The sequence below is a fragment of the Burkholderia ubonensis subsp. mesacidophila genome (genome assembly GCF_002097715.1).
GTDB lineage: Bacteria > Pseudomonadota > Gammaproteobacteria > Burkholderiales > Burkholderiaceae > Burkholderia > Burkholderia mesacidophila.
The window spans coordinates 2,128,687-2,146,991 of sequence record NZ_CP020737.1 but is presented as its reverse complement, the minus strand read 5'-3'; the positions used below and the strand labels follow the sequence as shown (position 1 = coordinate 2,146,991).

The 18,305-nt window shown below is 67.1% G+C and carries 16 protein-coding genes and 1 pseudogene; 6 read left to right on the top strand and 11 right to left on the bottom strand.

What is annotated here, in order from left to right; genetic code table 11:
• Nucleotides 1-221: 221 nt before the first annotated feature.
• From B7P44_RS10040 to B7P44_RS09995, 10 genes and pseudogenes are all read right to left on the bottom strand, one after another.
• Nucleotides 222-2,026: pseudogene (locus B7P44_RS10040) on the bottom strand (PhoH family protein).
• 336 nt (nt 2,027-2,362) lie between these two features.
• The gene (locus tag B7P44_RS10035) at nt 2,363-2,824 is read right to left on the bottom strand and encodes a peroxiredoxin (protein WP_059750854.1); all 462 of its coding nucleotides are present in this window, start codon (nt 2,822-2,824) and stop codon (nt 2,363-2,365) included.
• 155 nt (nt 2,825-2,979) lie between these two features.
• Complete coding sequence (locus tag B7P44_RS10030; protein WP_084903459.1) at nt 2,980-3,876, bottom strand: polysaccharide deacetylase family protein; 897 nt, start codon at nt 3,874-3,876, stop codon at nt 2,980-2,982.
• A 13-nt stretch (nt 3,877-3,889) separates the two neighbouring features.
• Nucleotides 3,890-4,945 carry a bifunctional UDP-4-keto-pentose/UDP-xylose synthase gene (locus B7P44_RS10025; protein ID WP_010092202.1) on the bottom strand — a complete coding sequence of 352 codons (1,056 nt, stop codon included), beginning with the start codon at nt 4,943-4,945 and terminating at the stop codon, nt 3,890-3,892.
• A complete protein-coding gene (locus tag B7P44_RS10020) occupies nt 4,942-5,889 on the bottom strand; it encodes a formyltransferase (RefSeq protein WP_084903456.1) in 948 nt (315 codons plus the stop codon). The genes B7P44_RS10025 and B7P44_RS10020 overlap by 4 nt, the downstream gene beginning before the upstream one ends.
• Nucleotides 5,886-6,923 (bottom strand): glycosyltransferase, encoded by a 1,038-nt coding sequence (locus B7P44_RS10015; protein WP_084903453.1) that lies wholly within the window; start codon nt 6,921-6,923, stop codon nt 5,886-5,888. Before B7P44_RS10015 ends, B7P44_RS10020 begins: the two co-directional genes overlap by 4 nt.
• Nucleotides 6,924-6,929: 6 nt before the next feature.
• Nucleotides 6,930-8,081, bottom strand: coding sequence for a DegT/DnrJ/EryC1/StrS family aminotransferase (locus B7P44_RS10010; RefSeq protein WP_084903451.1), 1,152 nt, complete (start codon nt 8,079-8,081; stop codon nt 6,930-6,932).
• Nucleotides 8,082-8,210: 129 nt separating this feature from the next.
• The gene (locus tag B7P44_RS10005; protein WP_084903448.1) at nt 8,211-8,582 is read right to left on the bottom strand and encodes an EamA family transporter; all 372 of its coding nucleotides are present in this window, start codon (nt 8,580-8,582) and stop codon (nt 8,211-8,213) included.
• Between the two features lie 12 nt (nt 8,583-8,594).
• Entirely contained in the window at nt 8,595-10,277 is a 1,683-nt protein-coding gene (locus B7P44_RS10000) for a glycosyltransferase family 39 protein (RefSeq protein WP_084903446.1), read from the bottom strand.
• A gap of 113 nt (nt 10,278-10,390) precedes the next feature.
• The gene (locus B7P44_RS09995) at nt 10,391-10,780 is read right to left on the bottom strand and encodes an Mth938-like domain-containing protein (protein WP_084903443.1); all 390 of its coding nucleotides are present in this window, start codon (nt 10,778-10,780) and stop codon (nt 10,391-10,393) included.
• Between the two features lie 354 nt (nt 10,781-11,134).
• Between B7P44_RS09995 and B7P44_RS09990 the strand changes: the two genes are divergently transcribed.
• From B7P44_RS09990 to moaE, 6 genes are all read left to right on the top strand, one after another.
• A complete protein-coding gene (locus B7P44_RS09990; protein ID WP_084903440.1) occupies nt 11,135-12,373 on the top strand; it encodes a pyridoxal phosphate-dependent aminotransferase in 1,239 nt (412 codons plus the stop codon).
• A gap of 54 nt (nt 12,374-12,427) precedes the next feature.
• A complete protein-coding gene (locus B7P44_RS09985; protein ID WP_084903438.1) occupies nt 12,428-13,756 on the top strand; it encodes a homoserine dehydrogenase in 1,329 nt (442 codons plus the stop codon).
• A gap of 10 nt (nt 13,757-13,766) precedes the next feature.
• On the top strand, nt 13,767-15,218 hold the full coding sequence (thrC, locus tag B7P44_RS09980; protein WP_084903435.1) for a threonine synthase: 1,452 nt from the start codon (nt 13,767-13,769) through the stop codon (nt 15,216-15,218).
• 286 nt (nt 15,219-15,504) lie between these two features.
• Nucleotides 15,505-16,752, top strand: coding sequence for a molybdopterin molybdotransferase MoeA (locus B7P44_RS09975; RefSeq protein ID WP_084903432.1), 1,248 nt, complete (start codon nt 15,505-15,507; stop codon nt 16,750-16,752).
• 19 nt (nt 16,753-16,771) lie between these two features.
• Nucleotides 16,772-17,029, top strand: a complete 258-nt coding sequence (gene moaD / locus B7P44_RS09970) for a molybdopterin converting factor subunit 1 (protein ID WP_084903430.1) — start codon at nt 16,772-16,774, stop codon at nt 17,027-17,029.
• A 9-nt stretch (nt 17,030-17,038) separates the two neighbouring features.
• Nucleotides 17,039-17,515 (top strand): molybdopterin synthase catalytic subunit MoaE, encoded by a 477-nt coding sequence (moaE, locus tag B7P44_RS09965; protein WP_084903428.1) that lies wholly within the window; start codon nt 17,039-17,041, stop codon nt 17,513-17,515.
• 121 nt (nt 17,516-17,636) lie between these two features.
• On the opposite strand, the gene B7P44_RS09960 is transcribed toward moaE, so the two are convergent.
• Nucleotides 17,637-18,185 carry a group III truncated hemoglobin gene (locus tag B7P44_RS09960; RefSeq protein WP_084903425.1) on the bottom strand — a complete coding sequence of 183 codons (549 nt, stop codon included), beginning with the start codon at nt 18,183-18,185 and terminating at the stop codon, nt 17,637-17,639.
• Nucleotides 18,186-18,305 lie beyond the last annotated feature (120 nt).

The following is an 18,305-nucleotide window of genomic DNA, read 5'->3' as shown; positions in this document are numbered from 1 at the left end:
GCGCGCTCGACAATCGTATGACAACAGACAGACCCGATGGTAGTCGCTCCGACGGGGCTTAGGCAACCATTCCTGAGAATTTACTTGAAGTTTCGCGCGTAAATGTGGTTGTTGCGTGACGCGGTCGCGCAATGCTTTCGACCCCAAAAATAAAAACGGCGCTCCGTTGCGGGAGCGCCGTGTGCTTTCGCGAACCGGCCCGAATCGGCCGGCAGGCTGCGTTACAGGATATCCGACGCGTAGTCGGCGAGCCGCGAGCGTTCGCCGCGCGCGAGCGTCACGTGGCCGCTGTGTCCCCAGCCCTTGAAGCGGTCGACGACATAGGTGAGGCCCGAGCTGCCTTCCGTCAGGTACGGCGTATCGATCTGCGCGATGTTGCCGAGGCAGACGATCTTCGTGCCGGGGCCCGCGCGCGTGACGAGCGTCTTCATCTGTTTCGGCGTCAGGTTCTGCGCCTCGTCGATGATCAGGTACTTGTCGACGAACGTGCGGCCGCGCATGAAGTTCATGCTCTTGACCTTCAGGCGCGAGCGGATCAGTTCCTGCGTCGCCGCGCGGCCCCATTCGCCGGCTGCGTCGTCGGTCTTCTGCAGCACTTCGAGGTTGTCGTCGAATGCGCCCATCCACGGCTGCATCTTCTCTTCCTCGGTGCCGGGCAGGAAGCCGATGTCCTCGCCGACCGGCACGGTCGCGCGCGTCACGATGATCTCGTTGTAGCGCTTGTCGTCGAGCACTTGCGCGAGGCCCGCCGCGAGCGCGACGAGCGTCTTGCCGGTGCCGGCCTGGCCGAGCAGCGTGACGAAGTCGATCTCCGGATTCATCAGCAGGTTCAGCGCGAAGTTCTGCTCGCGGTTGCGCGCGGTGATCCCCCACACGTTGTTCTTGTGGTGGCTGTAGTCGCGCAGCGTCTGCAGGAGCGCCGTCTTGCCGTTCAGTTCGCGCACGAGCGCATGGAACGTCGGCTCGCCGTTCTGCGGTTCGAGATAGACGAACTCGTTGACCAGCATCGACGCGACGAGCGGGCCGGTCACGCGGTAGTACGTGGTGCCCGTCTTCGTGTCCTGCCAGCTCTCCATGCCCTTCGCGTGCCTGGTCCAGAAATCCTGCGGCAGTTCGCGCACGCCGGTGTAGAGGAGATCCTTGTCCTCGAGCACCTGGTCGTTGAAGTAGTCTTCGGCGGGCAGGCCGAGCGCGTGCGCCTTGATCCGCATGTTGATGTCTTTCGACACCAGCACGACCTGGCGGTCCGGCCGGTCGCGCTGCAGCGCGCGCACGACGCCGAGGATCTGGTTGTCGGCCTTGCCTTCCGGCAGGCCTTCGACCGGCGGGATGTTGGTGAGCGTCGTCTGGAAGTACAGGCGGCCGAGCGCTTCACGGCTGCCGAGGCGCGACAGCGGGATGCCGTTCGTGATCGGGCCCGCGTCGGCGACGAGCGCATCGAGCGTGCGGCTCACCTGGCGCGCGTTGCGCGCGACTTCGGACATCCCCTTCTTGTGATTGTCGAGTTCCTCGAGCGTCATCATCGGCAGATAGACGTCGTGTTCCTCGAAGCGGAAGAGGCTGCTCGGGTCGTGCATCAGCACGTTCGTGTCGAGCACGAACAGCTTCTGCATCTCGGCCTCGGCGGCCTTGCGGCCGCGCGACTTGGTCGCCGCGCCGGTGTCGCGCGCGGCGGTTGCGACCGCCGCGACCGGTTTGGCGGCGGCGGGTTTCTCTGCGCGCGCAACCGGCGCGGCGGGTTCCGCGGGCGCCGGCACGGGCTGCAGCAGCGCGGCCGTCTGTTTGGTCTTGCGGCTGCGCACGGGCGCGCTCTCGGCTTCAGGCGCCGACGCGACCGCACGCAACGGCGCGGCGGTGTTGGCGGCTTGCGTCATCGGTTGGGCCACGCTAGCCGGGCCGTAGTCAGCGGCCGTGGAAACGTCCCCTTCGGCGGATTTCTTCGCGGCTTTCGTCGGCCGCGCTTTCGCCTTGTATTCGTCGGGCGGCAGCAGGCTGCCGAGCTTGCTGGGGGGGTAGGCAAAGGCATGGTGTCCCTCGGGAGGAATCGTGTCGCATGGGGTGCGCCGCTGATCGCATCCTGCTGCGTGACGGACACGCGTGCAGTTTGCGCGCGGTGGCGCACATGAATTTCGTTTAGCCGGTTCGCCTAAGTGTCGGTCAACTCCTTGACGGGGTGAAGGGCCGGACCGAGTGCCGGCGCGCGTACCATAAAAAAAGCCGCTGTCCCGTCGACCGGGACATGCGGCTCGGCTGATACCGTCGTGATGCGCGTCAGGTGCCGGAAAGCATCGCTACGAGCACCGGCGCAGCTACGAGAAATATGGGGCGAACTGGCATTCATTGCGGCCCAATATAGCGCGCCTCAAAGCGCTTGTACAGCACCTAGCACGTCGTCCACGTGACCCGGCACCTTGATGCCGCGCCATGCCTGGCGAAGCACGCCGTCGGCGTCGATCAGGAACGTCGAGCGCTCGATGCCGCGCACTTCCTTGCCATACATTTTCTTCATCTTGATGACATCGAACAGCGTGCACAGCGCTTCGTCGCCGTCGGAAATCAACGCGAACGGCAGCTCGAGCTTTGCCTTGAAATTGTCATGCGAGCGCAGGCTGTCGCGCGACACGCCTACGATTTCCGCGCCGGCCTTCTTGAACTTCGGATACAGGTCGCGGAACTGCAGCCCCTCGGTCGTGCAGCCGGGCGTGTTGTCCTTCGGATAGAAATACAGCACGAGCTTCTTGCCCCGCAGGTCGGACAGCGAAAGATCGCCGCCGGTGGCCGGTGCGGTGAAATCGGGAACTTGACGGTCAACTTCGACGGACACGTGTTTCTCCTGTTGTTATGGGAGGGCGCCTTGGCAATGGCGCGCGTGGGTGACGGCGCATTATGCGACGACGCGATCGCGTCGTCGCGCAGGGAAAGGCGCGGCGGAGGGGCCGTGCCGACGGGCAGGCGCCTGGTGTCGCCTGCCCGCGTGGATCAGTCGGGCTGGACGATCAGCTCGCCCGACCGGCCCGGAATCTCGCCCCACGTGACAGGGTACGATGGCAGCGTGTCGCGGTCCAGCGTCGCGTGATAGTCGCCCATCGTCGCGAACGTATGGCCTTGCGCACGCCAGCCGGCGAGCAGCTGCTCGAACACCGGCGCGAGCTTCTGGCCTTCCAGTTCCGCATGCAGCGTGAAGACCTGGTCGTGCGGATTGGTTTCGGTGAACTTGAGGATATGCGCGGCGACGTTGCGCGTGTCGACGCCGTCGATGCCGAGCACCTCGTCGAGCGTCGGCAGCGTCGTCGGCATCTGCACGTGATCGAGCGTTCGGCCGCCGACGACCGGCAGGTACGGCGAATGACCGCGGCCGTCGGATGCGTAGCGCATGCCCCACGCGTCGATCTGCTCGAACGCCGCGTCGTTCATCTGCCAGCCCGCCGCGCCGTGCGTGACGGGCGGCGCGCCGAAGATCTCGACGAAGCGCGCGTGGCTTTTCTGCATTTCGCGCGCGGTCCAGTCGCGGTCGCGCTCGCGGACGTTGTCCTGCCAGTACACGTGATCCCACGTGTGGATCCCGCATTCGAAGCCGGCCTCGTGGATCGCGCGCATGTCGGCGACAGCGCGGCGGCCGATGTCGGGGCCCGGCAGCAGCACGCCGTACATCAGCTGCTTCACGCCGTAATGCTCGACCACCGACGTGCGCGATACCTTCTTCAGGAACCCGGGGCGGAACACGCGCCGCAGCGCCCAGCCGGTATGGTCGGGCCCGAGGCTGAACAGGAAGGTCGCGCGCGCGCTGAAGCGGTCGAAGATGCGCGCGAGGTTCGGCACGCCTTCGCGCGTGCCGCGCAGCGTGTCGACGTCGATCTTGAGGACGATGCGAGCCAAGCGTGCGTCCCGCTTAGCCTTGCTGCTCGACGAGCGCGCGCGCGTCGGCGACGTGGCCGCGGTACGCCTCGAAGATCTTGCGCAGCGCTTCGTCGAACGTCGATTGCGGCGCCCAGCCGAGCTCCTGCATCGTGTTGTCGATCTTCGGCACGCGGTTCTGCACGTCCTGGTAGCCCTTGCCGTAGTACGCGCCCGACGTGGTCTCGACGAGATTCACGTTCTTCGCGGAATCGGCGTACTCCGGGAACTCGGCGGCGAGCTCGAGCATCTTGTGCGCGAGTTCGCGCACCGAGAAGTTATTCTTCGGATTCCCGATGTTGTAGATCTTGCCCGACGCGACGCCGTTCGGGTTCTCGATGATCTTCATCAGCGCGCTGATGCCGTCGTCGATGTCGGTGAACGCGCGTTTCTGCGAGCCGCCGTCGACGAGGCTGATGTTCTCGCCGCGCACGATGTGGCCGAGGAACTGAGTGACGACGCGCGAGCTGCCTTCCTTCGGCGTGTAGATCGAGTCGAGGCCCGGGCCGATCCAGTTGAACGGGCGGAACAGCGTGAAGTTCAGGCCTTCCATCCCGTAGCCCCAGATCACGCGGTCCATCAGCTGCTTCGAGCACGCGTAGATCCAGCGCGGCTTGTTGATCGGGCCGTAGGTGAGGGCGGAGTTGTCCGGGTCGAACTGCTCGTCCGCGCACATCCCGTAGACCTCCGAGGTCGACGGGAACACGAGGTGCTTGCCGTACTTCACGGCCGAACGCACGATCGGCAGGTTCGCCTCGAAGTCGAGCTCGAACACGCGCAGCGGCTGCTGGACGTAGGTCGCGGGCGTCGCGATCGCGACGAGCGGCAGGATCACGTCGCACTTCTTCACGTGATACTCGACCCACTCCTTGTTGATCGTGATGTCGCCTTCGAAGAAATGCATCCGCTCGTGGTTGACGAGATCGCCAAGCCGATCGGTCTGCATGTCCATGCCGAACACTTCCCAATCGGTGGTTTCAAGAATGCGCTTCGACAGGTGATGGCCGATGAAGCCGTTCACACCCAGAATCAGGACTTTTTTTGCTTTCATGAATGACGGGAAGAATGAATGAACTGCGCGAATTCCGCGGGCGTCACGACGGTTTCGCTACCGTCGCGCTGTTGCCACAGCTCGAGAATGGAAATGGCGCGGCTGTCGCCGCAGACGCCGAATAGCGCATTATCGCTTACGTGCAGGCCGGGCGGCAAATCCGCCGCCGCCGCCGCGGCCGGGCTGCCGGGCGAGGCGGCGCGTGCGCGCGCGACCACGAAACGCGCGCCGTTCAGGTCGGTAAACGCGCCCGGATACGGGGGCGCGACCGCGCGGATCAGGTTGTAGACCTGCGCGGCGGGCTTCGCCCAGTCGATCCGGCCGTCCTCGGGCTTGCGCCCGCCGAAGTAGCTGCCGGCCGCGAGATCGTTCGGCAGGTGCGGCGCCTCGCCCGCGAGCAGCGCGGGGAGCACGCGCCAGAGCGTCTGCTCGGCGGCCACCGTGACCTTGTCGAACACCTGCGCGGCGGTGTCGTCCGGCAGGATCGGCACCGCGGTCTGGCCGATGATCGCGCCCGCGTCGGGTTTCGCGGCCATTTCGTGCAGCGTCGCGCCGGTTTCCGTTTCGCCGTTGAGCACCGCCCAGTTGGTCGGCACCCGACCCCGGTATTTCGGCAGCAGCGACCCGTGCATGTTGTACGCGCCGCGCGACGCGACGGCGAGCAGGTCGACGGGCAGCATGTGCCGGTAATAGAACGAGAAGATGAAGTCCGGCTGCGCATCGGCGAGCGCGCGGCGCAACGCGGGGTCCGCCGGATCGGCCGGCGTGACGACCGGAATGCCGTGCGCAGCCGCGACCGACGCGACGCTGCCGAACCAGATGTTCTCGTTCGGGTTGTCCTCGTGCGTGACGACCAGCGCGACGTCGACGCCGCGCGCGAGCAGCACCTGCAGGCAGCGCACGCCGACGTTGTGATAGGCGAAGACGACGGCGCGCGGCTTCATCGCGCGACCTCCCGGCGGCCTTCGTCGGCCGGCGCGTCCTGCACGTTGCCGTGCCGCTCGAGCACGGTCTGGATCAGGTAGCGCGGGCGCGCGCGCACCTGCTGGTAGATGCGGCCGATGTACTCGCCGAGCAGGCCGAGCGCGAAGATGATCACGCCGAGCAGGAAGAACGTGATCGCGAACAGCGTGAACACGCCTTGCACTTCCGCGCCGACGATGAAGCGCCGCACGAGCAGCAGCACGAACAGCGCGGCGGAGCCGAGCGACAGGATCACGCCGATGAACGACAGCCATTGCAGCGGCACGACCGAGAAGCCGGTCACGAGGTCGAAATTCAGGCGGATCAGGCTGTACAGCGAATACTTCGATTCGCCCGCGAAGCGCTCCTCGTGCGCGACCTCGACTTCGGTCGGCTTCTGCGCGAACGTGTAGGCGAGCGCCGGGATGAACGTGTTGACCTCGCCGCACACGTTGATCGTGTCGATGATGCGGCGGCTGTACGCACGCAGCATGCAGCCCTGGTCGGTCATCTTGATGCGCGTGATGCGCTCGCGCAGCCGGTTCATCATCTGCGACGCCTTGCGCCGCCACAGGCTGTCCTGGCGCTGCTGGCGGATCGAGCCGACGTAGTCGTAGCCCTCGTGCATCTTCGCGATCAGCTTGCCGATTTCCTCGGGCGGGTTCTGCAGGTCGGCGTCGAGCGTGACGACGATGTCGCCGCGCGACTGCGCGAAGCCGGCGAGGATCGCCATGTGCTGGCCGTAGTTGCCGTTCAGCAGCACGACGCGCGTCGTGTCGGGGCGCACGTGGAACTGGTCCGCGAGCATGGCGGCCGAGCGGTCGCGGCTGCCGTCGTTGATCAGGATCACTTCGTACGACGTGCCGAGCGCGTCGAGCGCCGGATACAGCCGCGCGAAGAGCGCGGCGAGGCCGTCTTCCTCGTTGTACACGGGAATGACGACCGATACTTCCGGGTTGGCTGCGCCCGGACGTCCGGCGCCCGGATGCCCGGCGCGTGCTTCAAGGTGACTCATGTAGGCTTACTTTCCGTATTGTTCGCAAATCTGGTTGATGGCGTCGACGACGCGACGCACGTCGTCTTCCGTCATCTGCGTGAAGAGGGGCAGCGTGACGGTCGACGCGCCGTACCGTTCGGCGTGGGGGAACATGCCCTCCTTGAAGCCGCGCGCGCGGTACAGCGAGAAAAGATGGATGGCCGGGTAGTGGATCCCGGTGCCGATGCCGCGCTCCTTCATCTGCGCCATGAACTCGCCGCGGGTGATCGACAGCCGCTCGAGCGGCAGCGTGACGAGGAACATGTGCCAGTTGCCGTGCTCGAATTCGGCGAGCGGCAGGCCGAGGCCGAGCTTCGCGGCCGGGCCGCCCTCGAAGGCGGCGAAGTATGCGCGGGCGAGCGCATGGCGCTGCGCGGTGAAGCGCTCGAGGTGCGGCAGCTGGCCGAGGCCGACGCGCGCGGCGACGTCGGTCAGGTTGTACTTGCCGCCGAGCACGTCGCAGTCCATCCCGTCGAAGCCGGTGCGCGTGATGCCCTGCAGCCGGTACTTCTGCGCGAGCGTCGCCTCGTCCTCGTTGTTGAGCACGAGCGCGCCGCCTTCGATCGTCGTGAGGTTCTTGTTCGCATGGAAGCTGAACGACACGATGTCGCCGATCGCGCCGATGCGCTTGCCTTTCCACGTCGAGCCGAGCGCCTGCGCGGCGTCCTCGATCACGCGCAGGTTGTGCGCGCGCGCGATCGCGTACAGGCGGTCCATGTCGACCGGCAGGCCGGCCAGGTAGACCGGGATGATCGCCTTCGTGCGCGGCGTGATCGCCTTTTCGAGCAGGTCGAGGTCGATGTTGCGGGTGACCGGGTCGATGTCGGCGAACACCGGCGTCGCGCCGGTCTCGAGGATCACGTTGCTGGTCGACACCCACGACGCGGGCGACGTGATCACCTCGTCGCCGGGGCCGACGCCGGCGATGCGCAGGCCGATCTCGAGCGTGCAGGTGCCCGAATTGAACGCGCGCACCGGGCGGCCGCCGCAGTACTCGGACAGTGCGGCCTCGAAGCGCTGGTTCTGCGGGCCGGTGGTGATCCAGCCCGAGCGCAGCACCTCGACGACGCCCTGGATGGTTTCCTCGTCGATTTCCGGGCGCGTGAACGGCAGGAACGGAACGGTAGTCTGGCTCATGAACGCGTGACTCGTAATGGCGGGTGAAAAGGGTCGGGCGCTTGCCCGAAACCGGCATTAAACACCGGTTGGCGGATTCGTACCGTGATTTTTTGTAGGCAGGTGCTTAACGGCCGGGGGCCAGGCGGCTCAGCTGCGCGCGAGCACGAACACCCCGATCAGGATGATGCCGATGCCGACGAGCCGCTGGACGGACAGCACCTCGCCGAACAGGTACCACGCGGCGAACGCGTTGACGACGTAGCCGAGCGACAGCATCGGATACGCGATCGACACGTCGACCCGCGACAGCCCGACGATCCATACGACGACGCTGAGCACGTAGCACCCGAGGCCGCCGATGATCGGCAATTGGGTCGCGATCTTCAGGCCGACGGGCACGATGTTCGCACGGGTGAATTCGAAGTGTCCAACGGCGTTGACGCCGGCCTTGAGCAGCAGTTGCGCGCATGCGTTGAGCATGACGCCGGTGACGATGCAGACGAGCGAGATCGGGTTCACGGGGCGGCGTCCTTACGATTGCGGCTTTTCGACGATCACGCGGCGGTTGTCGCGCGCGATCACGCGCATCGGCAGGCCGGCCTTGGCGAACTGGTCGTAATAGCTCGCCGGCATGATCGCGAGTGCGTAGCGCTCCTCTTTCCAGCGGGTGATCCACTGGTCGACGGTCGGCACCCACTTGTCCGGCTCGACCGAAATGCCGAACGCGAGCTCGTCCTTGCGCTCGACCATGATCGTCGTGTGGCCGACGTAGAACGGGAACGTGTGATCGAGCATCTGGATCGAGTAGAACGGCGTGTCGGCCGGCAGCCTCGCCAGCTCGGCGCGCACCGCGGGCGCGAGCAGCGCGCCCGAGCTGTAGCGGCCGAACTCGTCGTGGCCGGTGCCGCCGATCGTACCGAACGCGAGCCACGCGGCGCCGAATGCGGCGATCGCGGCCGCGACGCCGGCGCGCGCGTGGCGGTTGAGCCACGCGGCGGCGAGCGTCAGCGCGGCCGCGACCGCGAGGCCCGCGTACAGCCACAGCTGGAACGCGCGGTACTGCGCGTTCGGCGTGCGCGCATCGCCCTGGTAGGCGAGGAAGATGATGCCGAACGCCGCGACGACGAGAAACACGAGGTAGCCGAGCAGGTGGCGGCGGAACCGGTCGGCCGACACGAGCGGCAGGTACGCGCCGATCATGAGCGCGAGCGCCGGCGCGACCGGCAGCACGTACGAGATCAGCTTCGAATGCGATGCGCTGAAGAACAGGAAGATGAACGCGCTCCAGATCAGCAGCACGAGCATCGGCGCGAAGCCGTTCGGCTGGCGCGGCATGCGCAGCGCATGGCGCAGGCTCTGCCACGCGACCGACAGCCACGGCAGGAAGCCGACCAGCAGCACCAGCACGAAGTAGTAGAACGGGCCGGGACGGTTCTGTTCCGGGGTCAGATACCGGCGGAACTGCTGGACGATGAAGAAGAAATTGAAGAATTCCGGGTTGCGCGCCTGGACCAGCACGAACCACGGCGTGACGATCGCGAAGAAGATCACGAGCCCGCTGACGAGGTACAGGCGCTTCCACAGCGCCCAGTCGCGCGCGATCAGCGTATACAGCACCAGCACGGCGCCGGGCAGGATCATGCCGACGAGGCCCTTGGACAGCACCGCGAGCGCCATCGACGCCCAGCACGCCCACATCCAGCCCCGCGCGGCGCCGGGCCGCAGCCCGGGGCGCTGCGCGAGCAGCAGCGAGCAGAGCGTGACGGTCATCCAGAACGACAGGCCCATGTCGAGCGTGTTGAAATGGCCCATCAGGTTCCAGTACGGCGAGCACGCGAGCACGACGGCCGCGAGGAAGCCGGAGAGCGGGTTGAACAGGCGTGCGCCGGTGAAGCCGACGATCAGCACGCCCGCGAAGCTCGCGAGCGCGGTATAGAGGCGCGCCTGCCACTCGCCGACGCCGAACCACGCGAACGTGAGCGCGTTGAGCCAGGTCTGCAGCGGCGGCTTCTCGAAGTACTTGTAGCCGTTGTAGCGCGGCGTGATCCAGTCGCCGGTGACGAACATCTCGCGCGCCATCTCGGCGTAGCGGCCTTCGTCGCTGGGAATCAGGTGGCGCATGCCGATCGGCGCGAACCAGATGACGGCGAGCGCGAGGATCAGGAGGGCGAGCACGGTGCGATTGAGCGGTAGCCTCGACGGCGTATCGTTCATGGATGTTTCAGCCTGTTGGTTGTTGTGATGTGCCGCCGGCGGCTTGCGACGGGGCATGCGCCGGACCGGGGATCGGACCCGGCCTGGCGTGGCCCGGTGCGCCGGCGAGAGTTTTACCGCATCGGGGATTTACGTTCAATTAAGAGCGCGGCGGCAACTTTGCGGCCTTCGGCCATCAGGATGTTGTAGGTGCGGCAGGCGGCCTGGAAATCCATCGTCTCGACGCCGATGCGCTGCGCGGTGAGCGCCGCGACGAGGCGCGGATGGGGGAAGCGCAGGCGGGTGCCGCTGCCGAAGATCACGACCTCGGGCGCCGGTTCGAGCAGCATCGCGAAATGCTCGGGCGCGAGCGCGTCGAACGACGACACCGGCCACGCGAGCACCGGCCCGCCGGGCAGGACGATGACGCTCTGTTCGTGACGCTGGAGATTGACGTCGACATAATCGGGGCCATAGCCGGTAACGGTGTTGAGCGCGCCGCTCGCGTCCTGGTGCAGTTTCAAATCAGTATGTCCGCAGTTCCGATAGGGGGATTCGACGGGGCCGCCCAGGCGGGGCCGCCCGGGTCGGGCCACCCAGCCGGGCCACGCGGGCCCGGACGGCCGGTTTCGCGCGCGGTGCGCGCGGGACGCCTGACGGCGCGGGCCCGGCGCGGCTTTGTGCATTGCGAAAGTCGGCCAAAATCCGCTAAATTATAACTTTTTGGCCGCCCCCGGGCGGCATCCGCGTCGTGCGTCGCCACAAGCCGCGCCCGGCCGCCCCAAAATCGTCCAGCCTAGACAGCGCGCGCACCGGCCGCTCTCCAGTTTCGATTCCCGTCCCCAGGCCGCCAGGCATTATCCAGGAACCGTGTCGTCGTGAAACCGATCCAGAAATCGAACAAGCTGCTCAACGTCTGCTACGACATTCGTGGCCCGGTGCTCGAGCACGCGAAGCGCCTCGAGGAAGAAGGCCACCGCATCATCAAGCTGAACATCGGCAACCTCGCGCCGTTCGGTTTCGACGCGCCGGACGAGATCATCCAGGACATGATCCGCAACCTGCCGACGTCGTCGGGCTATTCGGACTCGAAGGGCGTGTTCTCGGCGCGCAAGGCGGTGATGCACTACACCCAGCAGAAGGGCGTGGTCGGGGTCGGCCTCGACGACATCTACATCGGCAACGGCGCGTCCGAGCTGATCGTGATGGCGACCCAGGGGCTCTTGAACGACGGCGACGAGGTGCTGCTGCCCGCGCCCGACTACCCGCTGTGGACGGCTGCGGTCAGCCTGTCGGGCGGCACGCCGGTCCACTACGTCTGCGACGAGCAGAACGACTGGATGCCCGACCTCGACGACATCCGCCGCAAGATCACGCCGAACACGAAGGCGATCGTCGTGATCAACCCGAACAACCCGACGGGCGCGCTTTATTCGGACGAATTGCTGCTCGAGCTGCTCGAGATCGCGCGCCAGCACGGGCTGATCGTGTTCGCCGACGAGGTCTACGACAAGATCGTCTACGACGGCCGCGAGCACACGGCGATGGGCGCGCTGTCGGAGGACGTGATCACCGTCACGTTCAACAGCCTGTCGAAGAGCTACCGCTCATGCGGCTACCGCGCGGGCTGGATGGCCGTGTCGGGCCTCGGCGGCGACAACCGCCGGCGCGCGAAGGACTACCTCGAGGGGCTCGGCATCCTGTCGTCGATGCGGCTGTGCGCGAACGTGCCGGGGCAGTTCGCGATCCAGACGGCGCTCGGCGGCTACCAGAGCATCAACGAGCTGATCGTGCCGTCGGGGCGCCTGTACAAGCAGCGCGAGCTCGCGTACGACATGCTCACGTCGATTCCGGGCGTGACCTGCGTGAAGCCGCAGGCCGCGCTCTACATGTTCCCGCGGCTCGACCCGAAGCTCTATCCGATCCAGAACGACCAGCAGTTCATTCTCGACCTGCTGCTCGAGGAGCGCGTGCTGCTCGTGCAGGGCACCGGCTTCAACTGGCCGACGCCGGATCATTTCCGCGTCGTGTTCCTGCCGAATCTCGACGACCTGACCGATTCGATCAACCGGATCGCGCGCTTCCTCGACGGCTATCGCAAGCGTCATTCGGTCTGAGCCGGGCGACACCGCGCCATTCGTTTTTAACTTTTACTCACGATCACACGCAGCATGGAACCGATCAAAGTTGGCCTGTTGGGCTTCGGCACGGTAGGCAGCGGCACCTTCAAGGTGCTGCGCCGCAACCAGGAAGAAATCAAACGTCGCGCGGGGCGCGGCATCGAGGTCGCCCGCATCGCGGTGCGCAACCCCGCCAAGGCGCAGGCCGCGCTCGCCGGCGACGCCGGCAGCGCGCAGATCACCGATGACTTCAACGCGGTCGTCGACGATCCGTCGATCGCGATCATCGCCGAGATGATCGGCGGCACCGGCGTCGCGCGCGAGCTCGTGCTGCGCGCGATCTCGAACGGCAAGCACGTCGTGACCGCGAACAAGGCGCTCCTCGCGGTGCACGGCACCGAGATCTTCGAGGCGGCGCGCGAGAAGGGCGTGATGGTCGCGTTCGAGGCGGCCGTCGCGGGCGGCATCCCGATCATCAAGGCGCTGCGCGAAGGCCTGACCGCGAACCGCATCCAGTACATCGCCGGCATCATCAACGGCACGACCAACTACATCCTGTCGGAAATGCGCGACCGCGGCCTCGATTTCGCGACCGCGCTGAAGGCGGCGCAGGAACTCGGCTACGCGGAAGCCGACCCGACCTTCGACATCGAAGGCGTCGACGCCGCGCACAAGGCGACGATCATGAGCGCGATCGCGTTCGGCGTGCCGGTGCAGTTCGACCGTGCGTACGTCGAGGGCATCAGCAAGCTCGACGCGACCGACATCCGCTACGCGGAAGAGCTCGGCTACCGGATCAAGCTGCTCGGCATCACGCGCCGCGCCGAAAACGGCATCGAGCTGCGCGTGCATCCGACGCTGATCCCGGAGAAGCGCCTGCTCGCGAACGTCGAGGGCGCGATGAACGCGGTTGTCGTGCACGGCGACGCGGTCGGCACGACGCTGTACTACGGCAAGGGCGCGGGCGCGGAGCCGACCGCGTCGGCGGTCGTCGCGGATCTCGTCGACGTCACGCGCCTGCACACGGCCGACCCCGAGCATCGCGTGCCGCATCTCGCGTTCCAGCCGGACAGCCTGTCGAACACGCCGATCCTGCCGATCGAGGAAGTGACGAGCGGCTACTACCTGCGCCTGCGCGTCGCCGACCAGACCGGCGTGCTTGCGGACATCACGCGCATCCTCGCCGATTCGGGCATCTCGATCGACGCGCTGCTGCAGAAGGAGTCGGAGCAGGTCGACGACGCGAACGGCGAGACCGACATCATCCTGATCACGCACGAGACGATCGAGAAGAACGTCAACGCGGCGATCGCGCGCATCGAAGCGCTCGCGACGGTCGTCTCGAAGGTCACGAAGCTGCGCATGGAAGCGCTGAACTGAGGCGGAAGACATGAACTACATCTCCACGCGCGGCGCCGGCATCGGCGAGCGCCACACGTTCTCCGACATCCTGCTCGGCGGCCTCGCGAAGGACGGCGGGCTCTACCTGCCCACCGAGTATCCAAAGGTCTCGGCCGACGAGCTCGCCCGCTGGCGCACGCTGCCGTACGCGGATCTCGCATTCGAGATCCTGTCGAAGTTCAGCAACGACATCCCGGCCGACGACCTGCGCGCGATCACGCGCCGCACCTACACGGCTGCCGTGTACAGCAACACGCGCCACGGCGAGAACGCGTCCGACATCACGCCGCTGAAGACGCTCGGTACCGAGAACGGTGCGGCGCTGTCGCTGCTCGAACTGTCGAACGGCCCGACGCTCGCGTTCAAGGACATGGCGATGCAGCTGCTCGGCAACCTGTTCGAGTACACGCTCGCGAAGCACGGCGAAGCGCTGAACATTCTCGGCGCGACGTCGGGCGACACGGGCAGCGCGGCCGAATATGCGATGCGCGGCAAGGCCGGCGTGCGCGTGTTCATGCTGTCGCCGCACAAGAAGATGAGCGCGTTCCAGACGGCCCAGATGTTCAGCCTGCAGGATCCGAACATCTTCAACCTCGCGGTCGAAGGCGTGTTCGACGACTGCCAGGACATCGTGAAGGCCGTGTCGAACGATCACGCATACAAGGCGAAGCACAAGATCGGCACCGTCAACTCGATCAACTGGGCGCGCGTCGTCGCGCAGGTCGTGTACTACTTCAAGGGCTATTTCGCCGCGACGAAGAGCAACGACGAGCGCGTGTCGTTCACGGTGCCGTCGGGCAACTTCGGCAACGTCTGCGCGGGCCACATCGCGCGGATGATGGGGCTGCCGATCGCGAAGCTCGTCGTTGCGACCAACGAGAACGACGTGCTCGACGAGTTCTTCCGCACCGGCGCGTACCTCGTGCGCAGCGCCGAGCACACGTATCACACGAGCAGCCCGAGCATGGACATCTCGAAGGCGTCGAACTTCGAGCGCTTCGTGTTCGACCTGCTCGGCCGCGATCCGGCGCGCGTGATGCAGCTGTTCCGCGACGTCGAGGAGAAGGGCGGCTTCGATCTGGCCGCGAGCGGCGATTTCGCGCGCGTCGCCGAGTTCGGGTTCGTGTCGGGCCGCAGCAGCCACACGGACCGCATCGCGACGATCCGCGACGTGTTCTCGCGCTACGACACGATGATCGATACGCACACGGCCGACGGCGTGAAAGTCGCGCGCGAGCATCTCGACGCGGGCGTGCCGATGGTCGTGCTCGAGACGGCTCAGCCGATCAAATTCGGCGAGACGATCCGCGAAGCGCTCGATCGCGAAGCCGAGCGGCCGGCCGCATTCGACGGGCTCGAGGCGCTGCCGCAGCGTTTCGAGGTCGTGAACGCCGACGCGCAGCAGGTCAAGGCATTCATCGCCGCGCATACGGGCGCATGACGCGCTGCCGGGCTGCGGGCCCGGCAGCGCCGGACGGCCGGAACGCCGATTCGTCGAACGGATCGGCGTTCCGGCCGTTTTGCTTGGTGGTGCGCTCGGGCGTGGCCGTTCCTGCGAGGATGGCCGCGAGGCAACCGGCCCGGCCTGCCGCAGAACGCCGTTTGAAATAAGCGACAGTCCCGCGCTGTTGCGCGGATCACGGTTTCCGCATGTCCGCCATATCGCACGCCGGCCCGATCGCGTCGCTACAATGGCATATTGCTTCCCACGATTCCCGATTCCATCGATGTCGAACCCGAATCCCGCGGCGCCGCGCGCGCCGATGCTGTCGACCGCCGAGGCGCTGGCCGCGCTGCTCGACGCCGCAACGTTGCTTGCCGGCGCCGAATCCGTCGCGACGCTCGACGCGCTCGGCCGCGTGCTGGCGGCCGACGTCGAGTCGCCGCTCGACGTGCCGCCGATGCACACCAGCGCGATGGACGGCTACGCGGTGCGCGTCGCCGACCTGCTGCACGGCGAGCGGCGCCTGCCGGTGTCGCAGCGCATTCCCGCCGGCCATCCGGCCGCGCCGCTTGCGGCCGGCACCGCGGCGCGCATCTTCACCGGCGCGACGGTGCCGCCCGGCGCCGACGCGGTTGTCATGCAGGAGCAGACCGAAGCCGACGGCGACGCGGTCGAAATCCTGCATACGCCGAAGCCCGGCGAATGGATCACCGCGCAGGGCGCCGACATTCGGCGTGGTGCGGTGATCCTGCCCGCCGGCACCCGGCTGACGCCGCAGGCGCTGGGTCTCGCCGCCTCGGTCGGCTGCGCGCAGCTGTCGGTCGCTTGGCGGATCAAGGTCGCGGTGTTCTTCACGGGCGACGAACTGACGATGCCCGGCGAGCCGCTCAAGCCGGGCGCGATCTACAACTCGAACCGTTTCACGCTGCGCGGGCTGCTGGAGCGGCTCGGCTGCCACGTGACCGATTACGGGATCGTGCCCGATTCGCTCGCGGCGACCCGCGACACCCTGCGCGAGGCCGCGCGCGACCATGACGTGATCCTCACGAGCGGCGGCGTGTCGGTCGGCGACGAGGACCACGTGAAGCCCGCGGTCGAGGCCGAAGGCCGGCTCGCGCTGTGGCAGATCGCGATGAAGCCCGGCAAGCCGCTCGCGTTCGGCGCGATCCGGCGCGGCGACAGCCGGCCCGACGCGCACTTCATCGGGCTGCCCGGCAATCCGGTGTCGAGCTTCGTCACGTTCCTGCTGTTCGTCCGGCCGTTCCTGCTGCGCCTGTCCGGCGTGCGCGACGTTGCACCGCGGGCGCTGTCGCTGCGTGCCGACTTCACACAGGGCAAGTCCGACCGGCGCAACGAGTTCCTGCGCGCGCGCATCAATTCGGCGGGCGGCCTCGACCTGTTTCCGAACCAGAGCTCGGCGGTGCTGACGTCGACGGTGTGGGGCGACGGCCTGATAGACAATCCGCCGCACCATGCGATCAGCGCGGGCGAGACCGTCCGCTTCCTGCCGTTTTCCGAACTGCTGTCCTGACGGGGCGGCTCCTTTCGACATGAAGATTCAACTGAAATTTTTTGCGAGCGTCCGCGAGGCGCTGGGCGTCGCCGACGAGCAGGTCGACGTGCCGGATGGCGTGACGACCGTCGGCGATGTGCGCGCTTGGCTGCGCATGCGCGGCGGCGCGTGGGCCGATACCCTCGCGGAAGGCCGCGCGCTGCGCATGGCCTGCAATCACGAAATGACCGACGCCGCCACGCGGATCACCGACGGCTGCGAGGTCGCGTTCTTTCCGCCGGTGACGGGCGGCTGAGGAGGCGCGATGGCAATGGTGCGAGTCCAAACCGACGATTTCGACCTGAATGCCGAGGTGGCGGCGCTGCGCGCGCGCAACCCGAGGATCGGCGCGATCGCCTGCTTCGTCGGCACGGTGCGCGACCTGAACGACGGCGAATCGGTCGCTGCGATGGAGCTCGAGCACTATCCGGGGATGACCGAGAAGGCGCTCGAGCAGATCGCCGCCGACGCGTGCCGGCGCTGGCCGGGCATCGACGTCGCGATCGTGCACCGGGTCGGCAAGCTGTATCCGCTCGACCAGATCGTGCTGGTCGCGACGGTCGCCGCGCACCGCGGCGATGCGTTCGCGTCGTGCGAGTTCGTGATGGACTACCTGAAGACCCAGGCGCCGTTCTGGAAGAAGGAAACGACGCCCGACGGCGAGCGCTGGGTGGATGCCCGCAGCACCGACGACGCCGCGCTCGCGCGCTGGGGCGTCGAATCGGGCAACGCGCCGCGCTGAGCGGGGCTTAAGGGATAAGGCCCCGCCGGCCGCCGGCCGGCGTTGCGCGCGGGCCACGCAGGGGCTGCGTCACTGCGCCGCAGCAGGATGGGGCCTGACCTGCGTCAAGGTGCCGCGCGGCTCAATCCTCCGACGAGCGGCGCCCGATGATCTTCGCCGGGAACGGCTCGCCGCGCGTGCGCGACGGCGGGTGGTCGGGATCGTCGCGGCGGCGCGGCGCGACCGCGTCGAGCAGCGCTTGCTGTTCGGGCGGAATCTGGTAATCCCAGCCGAAGCGGCTCAACTGCAGGCTTTGCGCGATCCGCAGCGCCGGCTCCATGAAGCGGACCGCCGCAGGCGGCATGTAGCGCGCTTCGACCGTCTTCAGGAACAGCGCCAGCCAGCGGCTGAAATGCCAGGGCTCGAGGCCGTCGAGCGGCTGGTGCGCCTGCTGCACGTTGCCGCGATAGCCCTTGGTGCCGAGCACGAGGCTCGACCAGAAAGTCACCATCTTCGGCAGGTGCTCGTCCCAGCGGCCGGCCAGCTTGCCGTCGAACACGGGCCCGAGCAGTGGATCGGCGCGCACGCGGTCGTAGAACGCGTAGACGAGCGCGCGGATGTTGTCTTCGGTGGGTTCCGCGTCGCGGGGCCGGTTCGGCGCGGCGTCGGGCGGGGTAGGCGTGGCGGTCATGACGATAAAGGGGCCGGGAGAAGGGCGGGACGCCGGCATGATTTTGACGCACAATAACGTCGGCCAACCCCTCGATAAACGTGCTGATGCCACGCATCTTATTGCGCGCCGGCCGTCCCG

Bases quoted from the DNA above. Each gene is read 5' to 3' on its own strand.
- B7P44_RS10025 (WP_010092202.1), bottom strand. From the start codon at position 4,945: ATGAAAGCAAAAAAAGTCCTGATTCTGGGTGTGAACGGCTTCATCGGC.
- B7P44_RS10020 (WP_084903456.1), bottom strand. From the start codon at position 5,889: ATGAAGCCGCGCGCCGTCGTCTTCGCCTATCACAACGTCGGCGTGCGC.
- B7P44_RS10015 (WP_084903453.1), bottom strand. From the start codon at position 6,923: ATGAGTCACCTTGAAGCACGCGCCGGGCATCCGGGCGCCGGACGTCCG.
- B7P44_RS10010 (WP_084903451.1), bottom strand. From the start codon at position 8,081: ATGAGCCAGACTACCGTTCCGTTCCTGCCGTTCACGCGCCCGGAAATC.
- B7P44_RS10000 (WP_084903446.1), bottom strand. From the start codon at position 10,277: ATGAACGATACGCCGTCGAGGCTACCGCTCAATCGCACCGTGCTCGCC.
- B7P44_RS09985 (WP_084903438.1), top strand. From the start codon at position 12,428: ATGGAACCGATCAAAGTTGGCCTGTTGGGCTTCGGCACGGTAGGCAGC.
- thrC (WP_084903435.1), top strand. From the start codon at position 13,767: ATGAACTACATCTCCACGCGCGGCGCCGGCATCGGCGAGCGCCACACG.
- B7P44_RS09975 (WP_084903432.1), top strand. From the start codon at position 15,505: ATGTCGAACCCGAATCCCGCGGCGCCGCGCGCGCCGATGCTGTCGACC.
- moaD (WP_084903430.1), top strand. From the start codon at position 16,772: ATGAAGATTCAACTGAAATTTTTTGCGAGCGTCCGCGAGGCGCTGGGC.
- moaE (WP_084903428.1), top strand. From the start codon at position 17,039: ATGGCAATGGTGCGAGTCCAAACCGACGATTTCGACCTGAATGCCGAG.
- B7P44_RS09960 (WP_084903425.1), bottom strand. From the start codon at position 18,185: ATGACCGCCACGCCTACCCCGCCCGACGCCGCGCCGAACCGGCCCCGC.